This window comes from Magnetospira thiophila (assembly GCF_054657015.1).
The window spans coordinates 1,240,097-1,259,403 of sequence record NZ_BAAHXF010000002.1 but is presented as its reverse complement, the minus strand read 5'-3'; the positions used below and the strand labels follow the sequence as shown (position 1 = coordinate 1,259,403).

Here is a 19,307-nt window from a genome sequence, read left to right as displayed (position 1 = left end):
GCCATTGAGTGAATTAACCGAGAGAGCGTCGAGCACATGGAGCGGAAAAAAGGACCTTCTCTGATCGAGCGCGCCGCCGAACGCTTGGCGGGCGGCGCACTGGATTTTTCGTCCAAGCCCAAAAAATCGGTGCGCGACGAGGAGACGCAGAGCAAGCAGGCTCAGCCCAAGCCCAGGGCCGAGGCAGCGGCACCGCCCGCCCCGGCGGCGCCCTCGGCCCCCCTGCCGCCGGTCGAGCCGCAGGATGATTCCCGCCCGTCGATCAAGCAGATCACCATTGATCTCGACGGGCTGGCCGAAAAGGGCATGATCACCTCGCGCGGCGAGCGGTCCCGGATGACCGAAGAATTCAGGATGATCAAGCGGCCGTTGCTGTTGCGGGCCTTCGCCACCGGGGATGAGGCGATCAAGGATGGCAACCTGCTCATGGTGACCAGTGCCATCCCCGGCGAGGGCAAGACCTATACCTCGGTCAATCTGGCCATGAGCATCGCCAAGGAACGGGATGTCTACGTCTTGCTGGTCGATGCGGATCTCAGCCGCCCCAACGTGATGGCGACCATCGGTCTGAAGACCGACAAGGGATTGGTCGATTTGCTCGACAATGATGAACTGGACGTGGCCGATGTGCTGTTGCGGACCAATATTCCCAACCTCTCGATTATCCCGGCCGGTCGTCCCCATGCCATGGGCACGGAGCTTCTGGCCAGTGAGCGGGCCGGACAAGTGATCAATGAGATTGCCATGCGCTATCGCAACCGGGTCATCATCTTCGACACCGCCCCGGTGCTGGCGAGCAGCGAGGGCGGGGCCTTGCTCAAACATGTGGGACAAATCGTTCTGGTGGTCGAATTCGAACGCACCAAGGACGTGGAAGTGCTTGGTGCATTGGATATGCTGGATTCCTGCGAGCACATCAACCTGGTGCTCAACAAGGCCCGCACCCGGTTGGCGGGGGGGCATGGCGGTCCCGGTTACTACGGCAACTACTACGCGGGCGACGACTGACTCTCGCTGGAGAGTCCAAAAGGAGCACGATCAAGGTGGGGAAGATGGCCGACGCCGGCGGAACGGTGAACTCAGGGGCGCGTCAGTCTGCCTATGGAGTGGCGCTCCTGGGGGTGCTGGCCCTGACCGCGCTGTTTTTTGAAACGGCACGCGCCACCGTCCATGTCTGGGCCACCTCGTCTTCCTTCAACCACGGGTTCGCCATCCTGCCGGTGGTCGCCTATCTGATCTGGGAACGGCGCAGCGAATTGGCCCGCACCCTGCCGGTGGTCACGCCCTGGGCCTTGATTCTGGTCGTCGGGAGTGCGGCGGTTTGGTTATTGGGGCAGGTGACCGGCACCTTGCTGGTACAACAGGTCGGCTTTCTGGGGCTGGTTGAATCCTTCGTGTTGTTGTTGCTGGGGCCTCAGGTGGTTTGGCGCATGGCCTTTCCACTGTTTTTCGCCTGGTTCGCCATCCCGTTCGGGGAATTCATGGTGCCACCGATGCAGGACATCACCGCCAAAATTCTGGTCTGGGGCCTGGAAATCACGGGCATTCCGGTCTATGCGGACGGCGTTCTGATCAGTATTCCCAGTGGCGATTTCGAAGTGGCCGAAGCCTGTTCCGGCCTGCGCTTCTTCACCGCTTCGGCGGCTTTGGGTGTGTTAGGGGCGAACATGCTCTTTCGCTCCCCCCTGCGGCGGTTGGGGTTCATCTTGTTGGCGCTCACTTTCCCGATTGTCGCCAATGGCATCCGGGCTTACGGGATCGTCATGCTGGCCCATCTCACCGACCGGGAATTCGCGCTGGGCGTCGATCATCTGATTTATGGCTGGGTGTTCTTTTCCCTGATCACGGTGATTCTCATCGCTATCGGCTGGCAGTTCCGCGAAGAGATGCCCCTTATCTCCGTCGAGCGGGGCTCGGCGCTGTTCGGTCCACGGCCATCCTCAACGACCCTGGTGCTGGTGCTGGGGCTGCTGGCGCTCGCTCTGGCGGCGGTGGCTCCGGCTTTTGCGTCCTATGCCATGGCCCGGACGGCCAAGGCGGCACCGCTTTTCGAACCGCCCCGTCTGCCGTCTCCCTGGCGGTTGGTGGAGGCAGAACCGCCCGGCTGGCATCTGGCGTTTTCTAACCCCGATGGCGAAGCACGTTGGCAGTTTTCAGACGGTGAGCATATGGTCGATGTCTATATCGCCTATTATGCGCGTCAGCGGGAGAATGCCGAGGCGGTGAGCCATGACAATCGGATGCTGGACAAGACCTGGCGGCGCGCCGGTGTCGGTCGCGCCCAGGTGCAAGTTGGCGACCGGTCGATGGCCTTCCAGCAAATGACCCTGCGTTCGGTGCATGGGCATCGGGTGGCCTGGAAGACGTTTTGGGTTGACCAGTCCTTTACCGACAAGCCCTGGTGGGCCAAGCTGTTACAGGCCCGGGCGACGCTCCTGGGCGGGACCCCCGCAGCGGCGGTTGTGGTGGTGTCGGCGCCCTATTGGGAAACGCCCGGTGCGGCGACCAAGACTCTCGAACGGTTCCTGGTAGACAGCGCGGGACTGGAGCCCGCGTTGCGCTCGGCGGCCGGATTGCCCTAAGCGCCAGCGACGAAGGAAAGCAAGACCATGTGCGGCATTGTAGGTATCTATCACGACAACGGCGGGCGTCCGATCGACGAGGCCTTGTTGTCCTACATGAACGATACCCAACTGCATCGGGGGCCGGATGCGGGGGGATTGTTCGTCGCGCCGGGAATCGGTCTGGGCCATCGCCGGTTGTCGATCCTTGATCTCTCCGGGGGACACCAGCCTTTGTACAACGAGGACGACTCGGTGGTCGTGGTCTATAACGGCGAGATCTATAATTTCCAGGAACTGTTCGACGAATTGAAGGGCCTGGGGCACAAGTTCCGCACCCATTGCGATACCGAAGCCATCGTCCATGCCTGGGAAGAATGGGGCGAGGATTGCGTGCAACGGTTTCGCGGCATGTTCGTGTTCGCCATTTGGGACAGCAACAGGGAAACCCTGTTTCTGGCCCGTGACCGATTGGGGATCAAGCCCTTGTATTTCGCCCCCCTGGCCGACGGCACTCTGGTTTTCGGCTCGGAACTGAAATCCATCATGCCCTATCCGGGGATGTCGCGGGATCTGGATCTGGAAGCGGTGGAGGAATACTTCTCCTATGGCTACGTGCCTGACCCGCGCAGCATCTTCAAGGGCATTCAAAAACTGGAGGCGGGCCATACCCTGACCTATCGTCGCGGTATGCCGACCCCGCGTCCGCGTCAGTACTGGGATGTCCGGTTTGATGCTGATGTGCCGAGCGATCCGCGAGAGGTGGAGGAACAGTTGATCCTGCGCCTGCGCGAGGCAGTCAAAATCCGCATGATTGCTGAAGTGCCGTTGGGGGCGTTTTTGTCCGGCGGCGTGGATTCCAGCGCCGTGGTGGCGATGATGGCCGAATCCTCGAACAAGCCGGTGGACACCTGCTGCATGTCGTTCGCCCAGAAGGACTATGACGAATCGGCCTATGCGGCGATGGTGGCCGAACGTTACAAAACCAACCACCGGGTGGCGCAGGTAGATCCGGATTCCTTTGATTTGATTGATCAGCTGGCCACCTTTTATGACGAGCCGTTCGCCGATAGTTCGGCCATGCCAACCTATCGGGTCTGTCAGTTGGCACGGGAAAAGGTGACCGTCGCCCTATCCGGGGACGGCGGTGACGAAGTCTATGCCGGCTATCGGCGCTACCCGTTCCATAACTACGAGGAAATGGTGCGCGGACGGATGCCGCAGGCCCTGCGCAAGCCGTTGTTCGGGTTCCTGGGGGCGGTCTATCCGAAGCTCGACTGGGCACCCCAGATGTTGAGGGCCAAATCCACCTTTCAGTCCATCGCCCGGGATGCCGACGAGGGGTTCTTCCACAGCGTCTCGGTGATGCCCGATCATTTGCGCCGGAAGTTGTTTAGCCCGTCCATGATCCGCGATTTGCAGGGCTATCACGCGGTGGAGGTGCTGCGCCGCCACATGAAGGCCGCGCCGACCGATCATCCCCTGTCGCAGGTCCAATATGCCGACATGAAAACCTGGCTGCCGGGCGACATTCTGCCCAAGGTGGATCGCACCAGCATGGCCGTGTCGCTGGAGGTGCGGGTGCCGGTTTTGGACCATAAGTTCGTCGAATGGTCCTGCGGTCTGCCGCCGGATCTCAAGCTGCGCGGTCGCGAAGGAAAATACATCTTCAAGAAAGCGCTTGAGCCGCATCTGCCCAATGACATTCTGTACCGCAAGAAAATGGGCTTTTCCGTACCCCTGGCCGCCTGGTTCCGGGGACCGTTGCGCGATCGGGTGCGCGATGTGGTGACGGGAGAGCTGTTGGGCGATTGTGGTTTGTTCGATCAAAAATACCTCAAAACCCTGGTCGATCAGCATCAAGCCGGGAGCCGGGATCACAGCGCACCGCTGTGGACCCTGGTGATGTTCGAATCCTTCCTGCGCAAAACCCGCGAGGCGGGGCGGGAGGCGGCGTGAGGCGACCGATGGTTCGGAGGAGACATGGCGACCATTGATCATATCAGGGAGCTGCTGCGCGAGGTGCTGCACCTGGGCGAGCGGGCCGACCACCTGACCGCCGACACGCCCTTGTTGGGGGCGTTGCCGGAACTGGATTCCATGGCCGTGGCGACGCTGATCACCGGCCTGGAGGAGCGTTTCGATCTGGCCTTCGACGATGCGGATCTGAGCGCCGAGATGTTCACCACCGTTGGCACGTTGAGCCGGTTTCTGGAGTCGAAGCTTGGCCGGTGACCTGCTGCCCCAGTTCATTGACGGCCCACAGGGGCCGCTGTTTGTGTTGCGCCATGGACCACCGCCCGAAAAAGCCCGGGGGGCGGTTCTGTTCCTGCCGCCGTTCGCCGAGGAACATAACCGGTCGCGGCGCATGGCCCACCTGATGGGGCAGGCGCTGGCGGCGCGCAACGTGGCGACATTTCTGCTTGATCCCCATGGGACGGGGGACAGTGCGGGGGAATTCCAACAGGCGCGCTGGGCCATCTGGAAAGCCGATGCGCAGGCGGCCATGGCTTGGCTGCGCGCCACGGGCTATGAAAAACTGTCCCTGCTTGGCCTGCGGCTGGGGGCCTGCCTGGCTCTGGACGCCATGGATTCGGCGCTCGAACGGTTGGTGCTCTGGCAACCGGTGCCCAAGGGATCGACCTTTCTCACCCAGTTTCTGCGCATTCGCGTCTCCGCCGGTTTCAACAAGGCGATGGCGTCGGCGGGCGGCGTTCAGGCTCTGCGCGATCGGTTGACGGCCGGGGAGAGTCTGGAAGTGGCGGGCTATGTGCTGTCGCCGGAACTGGCGGCGGACTTGGAAGGGTTGAACCTGGAGGCGCTGGGAGATCAAACGGCCTGCCCGATCCATTGGTTTCAGGTCGGCGGCGATCAAATGTCCCCCGCTGTCGATGCGGTTCTCGATGTCTGGCAGGCCCGAGGAGGGCGCGTCACCGCTCATGTGGTCCCCGGCCCCGCTTTCTGGTCCATCGAGGAAACCACCATCGCGCCGTCCCTGATCACGGCCACGGCGGGACTGTGGGATGTACCGTCATGAGTTGTCATGTCAACGAACAGCCTTTGGTGATTCCCTGCGCGGGGGCACAGATGATCGGCCTTTTGCATCGCCCGGAGGTGTCCCGGGATCTGGGCGTGGTGGTGGTGGTGGGTGGTCCACAGATCCGCGCCGGCACCCATCGCCAATATGTCCTGCTGGCCCGCGAATTGGCGGCTTCGGGCACGCCGGTGCTGCGTTTCGATGTGCGGGGTCAGGGGGACAGCACGGGAGATTTCGGCGGCTTCGAACAAATTCAGCCCGACATTGGGGCTGCCGTGGCGGCGCTGCGAGAGCGGGTGCCGGAGGTGCGCCGGGTGGCGCTGCTGGGCTTGTGCGACGGGGCCACGGCCAGTGCCTTTTATGCCCTGACCGACGACCGCATCACGGATCTGGTGCTGATCAATCCCTGGGTGCGCAGCGAGGCAACCTTGGCCCAGGCCCATGTCCGGCATTATTACGTGAGGCGTTTTTTATCGCGGGCCTTCTGGCGCAAGTTGTTGTTCGGCGGCGTCAATGTGTGGGGCGCGCTGGGCGAGTTCCGGCGCAAGCTGCACACGGCCCGCAAGGGCAGCGAGGTCGTTGCACAGGAAGAAGGAACAGGCGCTTCTCTCGCCGACCGCATGACGGCGGCGTTGCGGAAATTCGACGGACGGGTGCTGCTGATTCTCAGTGGGGCCGATGTGACGGCGCAGGAATTCGAAACGGCGGTGCTGCGCGGCAATAGCTTGGCTCGCCATCCACGGATGACCGTTCTGCATGTGGCGGGGGCCAACCACACCTACTCCCTGCAGGTCTGGCGGCGGCAGGTACATGACGGAATCGCCGACTGGCTGAGTTCAGCGGCGCAGTAGTTTCTTCAGGCGCGGGGCCAGCACATGGCGCAAGGTGCCGAACAGGCCCTTGGGGCGGCGCGGATTGAAAGCCGCCAGTCCCCACAGCTCCCGTCGCTGGAACAGCCATTCTTCCTTGTAGGGCTCGGCCCCGATGCCGAAATCCACCTCGCGGACGTGATCCTGGTCGATCACATGGCGCAGCAGGTGGAGCAGGGAGAGCCGTCCGAGGGCCTGTTTCTTGTAGGCTTCGTCGTAGGCGGTCTTGTACATGCTGGCCCGCCCCCCACGAACGAAGGACAATTGCTCGGCCACCGGCTGTCCATTCCAGTAGATCAGCCCAAGCCGCAGGGACCCCTCGCAGGCGGCGGCGCGCATCAGTTCCGGAAGGAACGTCTCGGAAGCCTCGGGCTGTTTCCAACTGGCGGCATAGACCCGCTGATAATCGGCGATGGCCTGCTCCAGTCCGTCCGGTGTCGTCTGCATATGGTGGGCATAGACACCCGAGCGTTCCGCCTTGCGCTCCATGCGCAGCAGGGTCTGCCGGATGGAGGAGCCGCGCCGGGCCAGATAGGCGGCGCTGTCGTCGTCGAGAATGGTCTCATAGATATTGGCATATTGGAAAAAAGGCTGCACGGCCCAGCCGTGGCGTCGCAGCGCCAGTGACAGCCAATCGAAAGTTGGCGAGTCCCGATCCAACGCCCGGAATTCCAGGCTGTCCCATCCGCCATCGCGGGAACAGAGATGATCGACCAGAAAATCCACCGCCGCCTGCGGGTCCGGTTGATCCGGGTCCAACAACAAATCCCACAGCACCGTATAGACGTTGGTCAGTGAAGACAGTTGACGCGGGGCCAACCTGCCGCAGGGGCGCCGTTCCAATGATGGGAAGATCAGCCGCGCCCGAGGACGAAGCCCGGTCTCCTCGACGACATAAAGTCGAACCCGGTCGGTGCTTTCAAGGGTATGGGCGGCCAGACAACGGTACCAGGTGAGGGAGCTGAAAAAACCATTCGCGCCGCAGGCCTCGAACAGCCGCCCGACGTGGGCGGGCAGGCTGTCCAGGGACTCGCATATGGTCAGCTTCAGCCCCATAAAGCCGTCAGGGTTTCAGGTCGAACGGATTGCAGGGCACCCCGCTTTTGTATTCGATGGGGCCGAGATCGGGAATCTGCGAGTCCCGGGCATGGCCGCAAATATCGGTCGACGGAGGGTCCAGGGGCTCGCCGAGGGAAACCACGGGCCCGGCATCGACCAAACGGAAGTCCAGGGCCTTCGGATCGGCATACACCTCACGCATGGACGGACCACCGATCAAACCGAAGAAAAGTCCGGCGTCGAGTTTGAGATTGTTGCGTTCGACAAGGGTGCCGCCGTCCCGTTCCTTGATTCGGCCATCGACAATATTATTGACGATCAAGGCGCTGGATTCGGCGAACCGGGAATCGATCCCGGCGGTATTCAGAAGCAGATTGTTGCGGATCAGCGTGTCGCGCCCCTTGTTGAGGTAGATGCCCACATCGGAACAGTTCATGACGATGTTGTCGCGCAGGTGCCCCTGGCTGTGTTCGCCCGCCGTGCAGGTGCCATCCCGGCACAGGGACTTGGGGTTGGTGCCGCCGCCGCCGATGGAGAGCCCGACCTGGGAAGGGGCGGCGGGCAGGTACATGGCGCAGATGATGAGATTCTTCTCGAATACCGTGCCCGTTGCATCCCCCTTGGCGAACGCCCCGTAGCTGACCCCGTTGCCCCGCAGCTTGACGAAGTCGGCGATCAGGTTGCCACGCACGATCCAATCCTTGGCGGCGACGATGTCGATGGGAGTCACCGGATTCTTGGTTTCGCGGGCCGTTGAATTGATCAGGGTGTTGCCCTCGATGATGCCGTTGTCGGGGAAGTATCGGACCTTGTCGATGGGCGCGCCGTTGACCTTGAGCTGGGCGTTGAAGTCCATGATGATGTTGTTGCGAATGCCGACGGAAGCCGCGTTGGCCGTGATGTGAAAGGCATGTTCGCATTTGGCGTGATTCGGGCAGGCCCCCCGGATGACCAGATTTTCGAAGTTCCAGAAGGGCTGGGTGACGTTGAAACCGGACACCATGTCGAAACGCAGGATGACTTCGCCCAGCCGTTCCGCCTTGACCGTGATCGGGGCGCTGTAGCGTCCGGCGGCCGTAAGGGCAATCTTGGTGCCCTTGAGGAGATAGGTTCCCGGATCAATGACGATGGTCTGTCCGGCCTGGGCATTTTTAAGGGCTTCTTTCAGTGCCTCAGACGAGGCGACATGGATCCAGCTTGAAGGCGAACCTTCCTTGGACACGTAGGGGTGAATGCTCAGACGATCCGGCGTTGCACCAATGCCGTGCCAGTTGGCCAGGGCCGGGAATTGTTGTCCGGCAAAGGCCTCTTTTGGGTCGCTGATGAGCCCGCTGCCGAACAGCAGGCTCTCGGCCAGTCCGGCCGCCGCTTCGGATTTCGGTTGCAGCCACTGGATCATCCCGCGCGCCAGGGGCAGGACCCCGCCTTGCTGCGAGATCATGCGAAGGGCAAACACCCCGCCGCCGATCAGGGCAAAAAGGCCCAGTGCCAACAGGGAAAAGCGGAGAAACTTGGCCAAAGTTTTCATTGCGAGATCGACGTCCTTTGCTGGTGCCACGACGGGGCAAATCGAGATTCGATTGCATTGTATGCTATCCCGACGCTGGGAAAAGTACACATGACGAATTTTTTAGCGACAAGGGATCAGGCTGGAGAGAGCCCTTGCCGCTCCAGGGGGGGTCGGATAGATTTAGGCCAAGTCTGTCCAGGGTCGCGCCGCGAGGCGGTTTTCAAGAGGCAATAAGGAGGGGAAGGGGCGATGCGCGATCTGTTTGTTGCCGCCCTGCTGTTCGCCTCGATTCCGCTGATCTTCTACCGACCGTTCGTCGGGATTCTCATGTGGTCGCTGATTTCCTACATGAATCCCCACCGCCTGACCTATGGATTCGCGCACGATTTTCCGTTCGCCATGGTCGTCGGTCTTTGCACCCTGATCGCCTGGGGCACCTCGAAGGAATCGAAATCCCTGCCCAAGCATCCGTTGGCCTACTTGCTGGTCTTTTTTACCTTCTGGGTCACCCTGACGACGGTGACCGGATTTCCCCAAACGTCAGAGGCGTCCTGGGGAAAATGGGATCGGACCATCAAGATTTTTCTGATGACCTACGTGGCAATGACCATGCTGGTCACCCGTGAACGCTTTCATGCGTTTGTCTGGGTCATTGTCATGGCGCTCGGCTTTTACGGGGTCAAGGGCGGCATCTTCACCGTCGTGGCGGGCGGCGGCGGTCGGGTGCTCGGTCCGCCCTCGTCGCTGATTACCGACAACAATCACCTTGCCGTGGCGCTGATTATGATCTTGCCACTGATTCGCTACCTGCAACTACATACTCTGAACAAGTGGGTCCGCATGTGCCTGATGGGCATGATGGGTGTGACGGCGCTTTCCGTTGTCGGTTCCTTTTCCCGCGGGGCGCTGGTGGCTGGCTCCGCGATGACGTTCTATATGTTTTTAAAATCCAGGCAGAAAGCGGCCATTTTCGCGGCTGCGGTAGTGGTCATCTTGATCGGGGCCTCGATCATGCCACAGGCCTGGTTCGATCGCATGAACACCATCCAGACCTACGACGAGGATCAGTCGGCGTCGGGCCGATTCGATGCCTGGACCTACGGCTATCTGGTCGCCAACCGGCATCTCTTTGGCGGCGGGTTCCTGGCCAACCAGAATGTGGAATATTTCATGCAGTTGGTGCCGGAAGCGCCACGCGCCCGGGCCTTCCATAGCATCTACTTCGAGGTCCTGGGCGAACATGGGTGGATCGGTCTGCTGACCTTCCTGACCATTGGGGCGGTCTCCCTCATGTCCTTGAACATCCTGCGAAACACCGCGAGAGGGCATCCAAATCTGTTATGGATCTATGATCTGGCAACCATGTGTCAGGTGAGTCTGGTCGGCTATGCGGTGGGCGGCACCTTCCTGAATCTCGCCTTTTTCGATCTGCCCTACAGTATTTTCGCCATTGTGATTGCCTTGCAGGTCCATTGCACGAAGGCGATCAAGGAGGAGGAAGAGCGCCTCGGCATCGTCCATGTCCGCGGCCCAGCCATGATGATCAGCCGCTGAATCCGGCGGGTTACGCGATCCCGGCGCGCAGGAAATCGTGAATATGGACCAGCCCGACCGGGCGGCCCGCCTCGGCCACGAACAGGTTGGTGATGCTGCGGGCATTCATGATCTGCAAGGCCTCGCTGGCCAGCATGTCGGGGGCGATGGTGATGGGATGGGCGGTCATCAGATCACCCGCCGTGCGGGTCGGCAGGTCGGGGGACATGTGGCGACGCAGGTCGCCGTCTGTGATGATCCCGAGCAGGTATCCGGTCGCGTCCACCACGCCGACGCAGCCCAGGCTTTTCTGGGTCATGATCAGCAGCGCCTCGCTCATCGGGACCTGCAGGCCGACGAGAGGGATTTCCTCGCCGATGTGCATCAGATCGGAAACCTTCTTCAGGCGGTCGCCGAGGCGTCCGCCGGGATGCAGAATCTTGAAATCGGAAGCGGTGAAACCGATTCGTTCCAGCAGGGCCACGGCAATGGCATCGCCGAGGGCCAACGATGCGGTGGTCGAGGTGGTCGGGGCCAGTCCCATGGGGCAGGCCTCCGGCACCGGGGGCAGGACCAAGGTGACATTGGCGGCCTTGGCCAACAGACTGTCCGCCTCGCGGGTGATGGCCACCAGCGGAATGGCGAAGCGCCGCGAATAATCAATGAGATCGGCCAGTTCAGCGGTTTCCCCGGAATTGGAAAGGGCCAGAATGGCGTCCTCGGTGGTGATCATGCCCATGTCGCCATGGCTGGCCTCGGCCGGATGGACGTAATAGGCGGGCATTCCGGTGGAGGCCAGGGTCGCGGCGATTTTGCGCGCCACATGGCCGCTCTTGCCCATGCCGGTGACAATCACCCGTCCGTTGGGGCAGGACAGCAGATCGAGCGCCGAGGCAAAGGATTGATCCAGGTTTTCCGCCATTTGCCGCAGGGCCTCGGCTTCGACGGTGAGAACCCGCCGTCCGGAGGCGAGGTCCTTCTCGATGGTCGGCGGCAGGGGAGGGACGGGGGCGGGAGAATTGGCTGTCATGAATCTTGTCACTTGCGAACTATGAACGACAACCCAGCACATAGGGGAGAACCCCTTCCCATGGCAAGACAATTGCTGAAATGCGGCGGGATCTTTATACATTCGACTGCCTGGATTGGAATCTGCCCTTAGCCGACCGCATTGACTGTGGTCAAACGGGAGCGGCTGCCCTAGAAATGAAGGCCATACCGTCGTGGCCGCCCAAAAAACGGAAAGACCTATGATGTCCTCTCGATTTCCCAACGAACTCACCCAATTGATGCTGTCGCCCGTCGAAGCCGATCTTCTGAAGGTGGAAAGCAACCCGTTTCCGTCCTGGGACCTGACGCCGCGTCAGATCTGTGATTTGGAAATGCTGCTCAACGGGGGCTTTTCGCCGTTGCAGGGGTTCATGGGCAAGGCCGATTACGATGGCGTCGTGCACGCCATGCGTCTGGCCGACGGGACCCTCTGGCCGCTGCCGGTGGTCCTCGACGTGACCGAGAAATTCGTCAATGGCCTGGGCGAGAAGCCCTCGGTGGTGTTGCGCGATCCGGAAGGCGTGCCGCTGGCGGTGCTGGATGTCTCCGAATACTGGACCCCGGATCGTCGGTTGGAAGCGGAACAAGTCTATGGCACCACCGACGAGTCCCATCCCGGCGTCAAAATGCTGCTGAACCGGACTCATCCAGTGTATCTGGCCGGTCGATTGCGCGGTCTGGCGCTGCCGGCCCATTACGATTTTCAGCATTTGCGCGATTTGCCCTCGGAAACCCGGGCCCGCTTCAAGAAACTGGGCTGGCGTCGGGTGGTCGGCTATCACACTGTGCGCCCGTTGCACAAGGCGCAGGTGGAAGTGGCCTTCCGCTCGGCCAAGAGCGTCGAGGCGCATCTGTTGCTGCATCCTGCGGTGGGCGGCTCGGAGAGCGACGATGCCGAACATTTCTCGCGGGTGCGCTGCTACGAACACGCCTATAAGCATTTTCCCGAACAGACGACGGCCTTGGGTCTGGTCCCCCTGGTCAGCCGCTGGGCCGGGCCGCGCGAAGCGGTATTGCAGGCCATCGTGCGCCGGAACTATGGCTGCACCCATTTCGTGGTTGGTCTGGAGCAGGGCAGTCCCGAACAGGACGCCACGGCGACGCCGTTCTACGGCCCCCAGGAGGCGCAGAATCTGGCCAAAAGCGTCGAATCCGAAATCGGGATCGAGATCGTCGCCGCGCCCAAGTACGTCTATGTTCAGGAACGGGCGGCCTTCATCGCCCTTGATGAAGTGCGCGAACGGGACAGCCTGATGGGGCTTTCGGATCAGGAGTTCCTGCGCCGGGTGCTGCATGACCGGGAGGTGCCGGAATGGTACTCCTTTCCGGAAGTGGTGGACGAACTGCGGCGCAGCATTCGACCCTTGTATCAGCGCGGATTCACGGTGTTCTTCACCGGCCTGTCCGGGTCCGGTAAATCGACCATCGCCAAGGCCCTGGTGCAGAAGTTCCTGGAGCAGGGAGGGCGCCGGGTGACTCTGTTGGACGGCGATATCGTGCGCAAGAATTTGTCCAGCGAACTGACCTTTTCCAAGGAGCACCGGGATCTCAACATCCTGCGCATCGGCTTTGTCGCCTCGGAAATCACCAAGAACGGCGGCATTGCCATCTGTGCTCCCATCGCCCCCTACACGGAAACCCGACGCCGGGTGCGCGAGGCGGTGGAAAGCGCCGGCGGCGGCTTCATCGAGGTCCATGTGGCGACGCCGATCGACGTCTGCGAGGAGCGCGACCGCAAGGGGCTTTACGCCCTGGCCCGAGCAGGCAAGATCAAGGGATTCACCGGGATCGACGATCCCTACGAGGTGCCCGAAAACGCCGAACTGACCATCGACACCTCCAGTTGTTCCCCCGACGAGGCGGCCCAAGACATCATCCTGAAGATCGAAGGCATGGGCTACATCAGTGTTCGCTGAGCGCCGTTGACCACCGCTTAAAAGGATTCCCGGAATGCGACTGCCGGATTTTCTCATCATCGGAGCCCAAAAGGCGGGGTCGAGTTGGCTGATCCAGAGGATGGCGCAGCATCCGGAAATCTTCATTGAAGACAAGGAGTTGATGTTCTTCAACGTGGACCAGTACTTCGCCCGGGGAACGGAGTGGTATGCCAGTCACTTCGCTAAGGCCGGAGAGAGGCAGGTGGTCGGGGAGAAAACGCCGGATTACTTCATCCACCGCAAGCGCAACGGCCAGACCGTGCCGACCATGGACCGCATCAAGGACCTGCTCCCCGAGGCCCGAATTCTCATTGTATTGAGAAATCCGGTCACCCGGGCCTTTTCGGCGCTGCGTCACCATTTATGGTTCCGCCGCTTCTCGCCCCATGAAAAACCGTGCGATCTCATGTTCAGCGAGGCGGGAGAGGAGTGGAACATCCTGTCCTATGGCTTCTATGCCCAACACCTGGCCCATTGCCGGTCGCTGTTCGCCGAAGATCAGATCAAGATCTGGATTTTCGAGGAAGACATCGTGAAAAACCCGCAACAAGTGCTGCGCGAGGCCTTTGCCCACGTGGGCGTGGACCCCAAATGGCAACCCGATCACAAGATCGGCAAGGCCCGCAACAGGGGGGTTTCCTCCCATCTGGCCCTGCGCGGTCACTATCATCTGCCTCTATTGGGGGATATCTGGCAGGTCGTCGACATGTTCGCCGCCCACAAATATGCCCTGGACGCCGAATGCCAGGCGCGACTACAGGATTTGTATCGTGACGACATTCTGCGCCTGGAGGAGATGCTGGGCCGCGACCTTTCCGTATGGCGGGATTGATTCGGCTGCCGCGACAAGGGGGGTTTCTCCGGTCGGCGGATATGGACTAGTATGCGCCGCGACCCTTTGGCTGGTGCAGACTTGAAGAAATTGGGACGAACATGGCGCGACGACCGAACTTTTTTATCGTGGGGGCTCCGAAGAGCGGGACAACGGCCATGGACCGCTATCTGTCCCAGCACCCCGACATTTTCATGGGGGTCAAGGAATCACACTTTTTCTCGCCCGAAGTAGTGCGGGACAAGGCCTTTGTCTGTCCGAAGGAGCGCTTCGATTCCTTTTTCGCTGAGGTGACCGACCAGACCATCATCGGCGAAGGTTCGGTTCACTACCTGGTGTCCCGCGAGGCGGCGAAAAATATCCATGCGTTCAATCCCGACTCCAAGATCCTGATTCACGTCCGCAATCCGGTGGATTTCCTGTATTCCCACCATTCCCAGCAGGTGTTTGAGGGATATGAGGATATCAAGGACTTCGAGGCGGCTTATGATGCCGTGGAAGATCGCCGCAAGGGCTTGCGGATCAATGACAAATGCCGATTCGAGATGATTCTCGACTATCCGGAAATGGCCAATTTCGCCGACCAGATCCAGCGCTATTTCGATGTGTTCGGGCGCGATCAGGTCATGGTCACCCTGTTCGATGATTTCAAGCGGGATACGGCGGCAGTCTATCGCGACACACTGCTATTCCTGGGCGTCGATCCAGACTTCAGGCCAGAGTTTCCGGTGGTGAATCCCAACAAGAAGGTCCGCAGTCGGGCGTTGATGAATTTTATCCGCAACACGCCCGATTGGGTGACCTTTTGCAGCAATCTGTTGCTGCCACTTTCGGCGCGCACCGAGATCAAGGCCTGGATCAAACGTAAGAATACAAAATTCGAGGAGCGCGACCCCATGGACCCGGTCTTTCGGGCGCGCCTGGTCCGGGAGATGGCGCCACGGATCGAAGAACTGAGCAAGCTGCTGAATCGGGACCTTTCCCATTGGACATCGTAGGGTCTGTCTCGGAAGGGATGAATTATGTCTTCACTGCTGCTGATCGTCGTTTTGCTGGTGGTCGCCGTCGTAGTGCACTGGTTCATCAAGAATGACGGCGTCGAAAATGTCTCGGATCAGACCGGGCTCCTGAAAATGAAGCCACCGCCGGGCGTGGTGGAGGAAAAGGTGATGCGCGCCACCCAGCAGCCCAAGAAAAAGCCCAAGGCGGCTCCCGCAGTGAGGTCCAGACGCAGATGATCGGCAGCCTGAAATCCCGACGACCCCGGTGGCGGGGAGTCCTGTTGGCGCTCGGTCTGGCCGTCGCGGTGCTGGGCGCTGGGACGGGGCGTGCGGCAACCCTCAAGGGGCCGGTCTACAATGAGGAAACCAAATCCTATTTCGCCCTGATGGAGGCGGAAAACGACCAGAAATTCTGGGATACGCTGGATATCGAGGCGGCGGGTCAGACTTATAAGGAAGTCAACGGACGTCTGGCGATCATCCCATCCCGGTCGGTGCACGACTTCCTGGTCCAAGAATTCGGTCTGCGCCATCCGACCTGGATCGGTCTGCGCTACTGGTGCCAGTTCAAATCCCTGCAATGGGTGGACGGAAGCAAGGTCGAAACAACGGATTTTCAAATCTGGCAGGCCCCCTGGTATCGGGATCGGGAGGCCAAGTGCGACGACAACCCGCGCAGCAAGCGGATGTTCATGCCGGTGTACTATGAGCCCCGGAACTACCGTGAAAAGGGCAGTTTCCTTATTGGTTCCAAGACCGACGACGTCCACTGGCGGGCGACCGGGCATGAAACCCAATTCCGTCACTATCTCATCGAATATCCGACCGGCGCGCCCTGAGATGCTCAGTCGGCTTTCGGACCTGATCTTCGAGTCCGCGGCGACGGACCCTGCGGCGCTGGCGCTGAAGGCGGGCGAGGCCACTCTGGATTACAACGAGCTGGCCGAGGCGGTTCGTCAATCGGCCCGAGGGTTGCTTGAACAGGGGCTGGGTCGCGGCGAGCGGGTCGCGGTTTATCTGGAGAAGCGTCTGGAAACGGTGGTTGCGCTGTTTGCCATCGCCGACGCCGGAGGGGCTTTCGTGCCGGTCAATCCGGTGCTCAAGGCGGCCCAGGTGGCGCATATCCTGCAAGATTGCAGCGTGTCCCTGCTGATCACCTCGGCCGTCCGATTGCAAAGCCTGCAAGGGATTTTGCCTCAATGTCCGGGCCTGCGGGGCATTGTGCTGGTCGATGACACGGCCGGGACGGGGGCAATTCGGTGGTCGGATTTACAGGCCAGTGGGGCCGCCTCGACCCGCCAACCGCATCGGCTCACCGACATGGACATGGCGGCCATTCTCTACACCTCGGGCTCCACCGGTCGTCCCAAGGGGGTGGTGCTGTCGCACCGCAATCTGTTGGCCGGGGCGTTCAGTGTTGCCAGTTATCTGGACAATCGGCCCGAGGATCGCATTTTGTCGGTGCTGCCCTTGAGCTTCGATGCCGGTCTCAGCCAGTTGACCACCGCCTTCGCCGTCGGGGCGCGGGCGGTGCTGTTGAACTATCTGCTGCCGCGCGACGTGGTGACAGCGGTGGAGCGCGAGGCCATCACTGGCCTCACCGGCATTCCACCGTTATGGATTCCGCTGTCGCAGATGAGCTGGCCGACGGCGGCGCGGGACTCCCTGCGCTACTTCGCCAATACCGGCGGCGCGTTGCCGCAGGCCGCCCTGCAACGGCTGCGGGCCCAACTGCCGCACAGCGAGCCGCACCTGATGTATGGTTTGACCGAGGCCTTTCGATCCACCACCCTGCCGCCCTCGGAGGTGGACAGGCGTCCGGAGTCCATGGGCAAGGCGGTGCCCAATGCGGAGGTCCTGGTCGTGCGGCCCGATGGGACGGTCTGCGATGTGGACGAGCCGGGTGAACTGGTGCATCGCGGGGCGTTCGTGGCGCTGGGCTATTGGAATGACCCGGAACGGACGGCCCAGCGCTTCCGACCGGCCCCGGGCCGCGACCCCGCCCTGCCGCTGCCCGAGACCGCCGTCTGGTCGGGCGACTGGGTACGCCGGGACGCGGAGGGGTTTCTGTATTTCGTCGGTCGAAAGGATGAAATGATCAAGACCTCCGGCTATCGGGTCAGTCCGACGGAGCTGGAAGAGGTCCTCTATGCCAGCGGCACCATCGCCGAGGCGGTGGCGCTCGGTCTGCCCCATCCGATGTTGGGGCAGGGCATTTTGGTGCTGGCGACGCCACCAGACGGGGGGGTGGCGGACCCGGAGGCGGTCCTGGCCGTCTGCCGTGCCGACTTGCCCGGATTCATGGTCCCGCATAAAGTGATCTTTGTGGAGGCCTTGCCCCGCAACGCCAACGGCAAGTTCGACCGTCAGGGGCTGGCCGAGGCGCACCGTGATCTCTTCCAATCCCAGGCGCAGGGGACCGAGGCATGAGCAGCGACGAGACCTTCCGCAACTTTTCCGTGGTCGCGGGCGAACTGGCGGTGGGCGGCGTGCCGCTGGGACGACTGGCGGCGCGGGCCGGGGGGACCCCCTTTTATGCCTATGATCGTCATTTGATCAGCCAGCGGGTCGCCGATCTGCGGGCAGTGATGCCCCAGACCCTGAACCTTTCCTATGCTCTCAAGGCCAATCCGATGCCGGCCCTGGTGCAGCATATGTCACGGCTGGTCGATGGCTTCGATCTGGCCTCGGCGGGGGAATTGGCCTGCGCCTTGGATACCTCGATGCCGGTGGAGCGGATCAGCTTCGCCGGGCCGGGCAAGACCGACGACGAACTGCGCCGGGCCATCGCCGCCGGGGTGACGCTGAATCTCGAATCCGCGGGCGAAATGGATCGCGCTGCGGACCTGGGCCAGGCCCTGGGACTGCGGCCCCGGGTGGCGGTGCGGGTCAATCCAGACTTTGAACTCAAGGGCTCGGGTATGCAGATGGGCGGCGGGGCCAAGCCGTTCGGAGTGGACGCGGAGCAGGTCCCGGACCTGCTACGGCAGTTGGGGCAACGGGACCTGAGCTTTCAGGGGTTTCACATTTTCACCGGCTCCCAGAATCTGCGCACCGAAGTGCTGTGCGAGGCCCAGCGCCAAACCCTCGACCTGGCGCTGGCCTTGGCGGATCAGGCTCCGGGCCCGATGCGCAGCCTGAATATGGGCGGCGGCTTCGGCATTCCCTATTTTCCCGGTGAGGTGCCGTTGGATCTGCCCCGCTTGGGCGACAACCTTTCCTTGCTGGCTCAAAAGCTGGCCGCCACCCAGCCCCAGACTCGAATGATTCTCGAACTGGGACGGTTTCTGGTTGGCGAGGCCGGGGTTTATGTCTGCCGGGTGTTGGATCGCAAGGTGTCACGGGGCCGGACATATTTGGTGACCGACGGCGGTCTGCATCACCATTTGGCCGCCTCGGGCAATTTCGGACAGGTCTTGCGGCGCAATTATCCGGTGGTGCTCGGCAATCGGATCGGCCAATCGGGGACGGAAGCCGTGTCGGTGGTCGGATGCCTATGCACGCCGCTCGATCTGTTGGCCGACAACGTGGAACTGCCGCAGGCGGAGATCGGCGATCTGGTGGTGATTTTCCAGTCTGGAGCCTATGGCGCGACGGCCAGTCCCGGTGCATTCCTCGGGCATGACCGGGTCGCCGAAATGCTGCTGTGACAAGGGGTTAGCTTCCGGTGTCAGGATTCTTGTCACCTGGAACTTTTCTGGATTGCCCATCTAACTATTTGAAATTTAGGCATATTTTGTGTTGGCGGTGGTTCGATCTCGGTTGCGGCGACTGAATGGCCAAAGTGGCGGGAAAAAGTGTCAGGATCTTTTCCAGTTTGGTCTTGTGTTGGGGGGGTGTTGGGGGTCTGTTTTTCATTAATTCATTGAAATATAATAAGAAACGAAAACTGGCACGGGTCGTGCATTACTGTTGGTG

17 protein-coding genes are annotated in these 19,307 nt (G+C 61.5%); 14 read left to right on the top strand and 3 right to left on the bottom strand.

The window, feature by feature from the left end; all coding sequences use genetic code 11:
- Positions 1–36 precede the first annotated feature (36 nt).
- From ACYQ1P_RS15715 to ACYQ1P_RS15690, 6 genes are read left to right on the top strand one after another with little or no spacing between them, the layout of a single operon-like run.
- Positions 37–1,008 carry an XrtA-associated tyrosine autokinase gene (locus ACYQ1P_RS15715; RefSeq protein WP_460021288.1) on the top strand — a complete coding sequence of 324 codons (972 nt, stop codon included), beginning with the start codon at positions 37–39 and terminating at the stop codon, positions 1,006–1,008.
- A gap of 44 nt (positions 1,009–1,052) precedes the next feature.
- Positions 1,053–2,582: an exosortase A gene (gene xrtA / locus ACYQ1P_RS15710; RefSeq protein WP_460021287.1), complete on the top strand. Its 1,530-nt coding sequence runs from the start codon at positions 1,053–1,055 to the stop codon at positions 2,580–2,582.
- 27 nt (positions 2,583–2,609) lie between these two features.
- Positions 2,610–4,520 (top strand): XrtA/PEP-CTERM system amidotransferase, encoded by a 1,911-nt coding sequence (locus ACYQ1P_RS15705; RefSeq protein WP_460021286.1) that lies wholly within the window; start codon positions 2,610–2,612, stop codon positions 4,518–4,520.
- Positions 4,521–4,544: 24 nt separating this feature from the next.
- Positions 4,545–4,796: an acyl carrier protein gene (locus ACYQ1P_RS15700; protein WP_460021285.1), complete on the top strand. Its 252-nt coding sequence runs from the start codon at positions 4,545–4,547 to the stop codon at positions 4,794–4,796.
- Entirely contained in the window at positions 4,786–5,598 is an 813-nt protein-coding gene (locus ACYQ1P_RS15695; protein ID WP_460021284.1) for a hydrolase 2, exosortase A system-associated, read from the top strand. The genes ACYQ1P_RS15700 and ACYQ1P_RS15695 overlap by 11 nt, the downstream gene beginning before the upstream one ends.
- The gene (locus tag ACYQ1P_RS15690; RefSeq protein ID WP_460021283.1) at positions 5,595–6,449 is read left to right on the top strand and encodes a hydrolase 1, exosortase A system-associated; all 855 of its coding nucleotides are present in this window, start codon (positions 5,595–5,597) and stop codon (positions 6,447–6,449) included. Before ACYQ1P_RS15695 ends, ACYQ1P_RS15690 begins: the two co-directional genes overlap by 4 nt.
- On the opposite strand, the gene ACYQ1P_RS15685 is transcribed toward ACYQ1P_RS15690, so the two are convergent.
- Together ACYQ1P_RS15685 and ACYQ1P_RS15680 are read right to left on the bottom strand one after the other, a co-directional pair.
- Positions 6,435–7,523 (bottom strand): GNAT family N-acetyltransferase, encoded by a 1,089-nt coding sequence (locus ACYQ1P_RS15685; RefSeq protein ID WP_460021282.1) that lies wholly within the window; start codon positions 7,521–7,523, stop codon positions 6,435–6,437. The two genes, ACYQ1P_RS15690 and ACYQ1P_RS15685, sit on opposite strands and share 15 nt — an antisense overlap.
- Before the next feature lie 7 nt (positions 7,524–7,530).
- Positions 7,531–9,054: a right-handed parallel beta-helix repeat-containing protein gene (locus ACYQ1P_RS15680; protein WP_460021281.1), complete on the bottom strand. Its 1,524-nt coding sequence runs from the start codon at positions 9,052–9,054 to the stop codon at positions 7,531–7,533.
- 231 nt (positions 9,055–9,285) lie between these two features.
- Between ACYQ1P_RS15680 and ACYQ1P_RS15675 the strand changes: the two genes are divergently transcribed.
- Positions 9,286–10,590 carry a putative O-glycosylation ligase, exosortase A system-associated gene (locus ACYQ1P_RS15675; protein WP_460021280.1) on the top strand — a complete coding sequence of 435 codons (1,305 nt, stop codon included), beginning with the start codon at positions 9,286–9,288 and terminating at the stop codon, positions 10,588–10,590.
- A gap of 10 nt (positions 10,591–10,600) precedes the next feature.
- Here the strand turns inward: ACYQ1P_RS15675 and ACYQ1P_RS15670 are convergent, their stop codons facing one another.
- Entirely contained in the window at positions 10,601–11,599 is a 999-nt protein-coding gene (locus ACYQ1P_RS15670) for a KpsF/GutQ family sugar-phosphate isomerase (protein WP_460021279.1), read from the bottom strand.
- A 223-nt stretch (positions 11,600–11,822) separates the two neighbouring features.
- Between ACYQ1P_RS15670 and ACYQ1P_RS15665 the strand changes: the two genes are divergently transcribed.
- The 7 genes from ACYQ1P_RS15665 (at position 11,823) to ACYQ1P_RS15635 (ending at position 19,039) form a co-directional block, all read left to right on the top strand.
- Complete coding sequence (locus ACYQ1P_RS15665; protein WP_460021278.1) at positions 11,823–13,535, top strand: bifunctional sulfate adenylyltransferase/adenylylsulfate kinase; 1,713 nt, start codon at positions 11,823–11,825, stop codon at positions 13,533–13,535.
- 34 nt (positions 13,536–13,569) lie between these two features.
- On the top strand, positions 13,570–14,388 hold the full coding sequence (locus ACYQ1P_RS15660; protein WP_460021277.1) for a sulfotransferase family protein: 819 nt from the start codon (positions 13,570–13,572) through the stop codon (positions 14,386–14,388).
- A gap of 101 nt (positions 14,389–14,489) precedes the next feature.
- Positions 14,490–15,386 carry a sulfotransferase family protein gene (locus ACYQ1P_RS15655; RefSeq protein ID WP_460021276.1) on the top strand — a complete coding sequence of 299 codons (897 nt, stop codon included), beginning with the start codon at positions 14,490–14,492 and terminating at the stop codon, positions 15,384–15,386.
- A gap of 24 nt (positions 15,387–15,410) precedes the next feature.
- Positions 15,411–15,626, top strand: coding sequence for a hypothetical protein (locus tag ACYQ1P_RS15650; RefSeq protein ID WP_460021275.1), 216 nt, complete (start codon positions 15,411–15,413; stop codon positions 15,624–15,626).
- Positions 15,623–16,228 carry a C-type lectin domain-containing protein gene (locus ACYQ1P_RS15645; RefSeq protein ID WP_460021274.1) on the top strand — a complete coding sequence of 202 codons (606 nt, stop codon included), beginning with the start codon at positions 15,623–15,625 and terminating at the stop codon, positions 16,226–16,228. Before ACYQ1P_RS15650 ends, ACYQ1P_RS15645 begins: the two co-directional genes overlap by 4 nt.
- Positions 16,176–17,819 (top strand): acyl-CoA ligase (AMP-forming), exosortase A system-associated, encoded by a 1,644-nt coding sequence (locus ACYQ1P_RS15640; protein ID WP_460021273.1) that lies wholly within the window; start codon positions 16,176–16,178, stop codon positions 17,817–17,819. The genes ACYQ1P_RS15645 and ACYQ1P_RS15640 overlap by 53 nt, the downstream gene beginning before the upstream one ends.
- Positions 17,816–19,039, top strand: a complete 1,224-nt coding sequence (locus ACYQ1P_RS15635) for a pyridoxal-dependent decarboxylase, exosortase A system-associated (RefSeq protein ID WP_460021272.1) — start codon at positions 17,816–17,818, stop codon at positions 19,037–19,039. The genes ACYQ1P_RS15640 and ACYQ1P_RS15635 overlap by 4 nt, the downstream gene beginning before the upstream one ends.
- Positions 19,040–19,307: the final 268 nt, after the last annotated feature.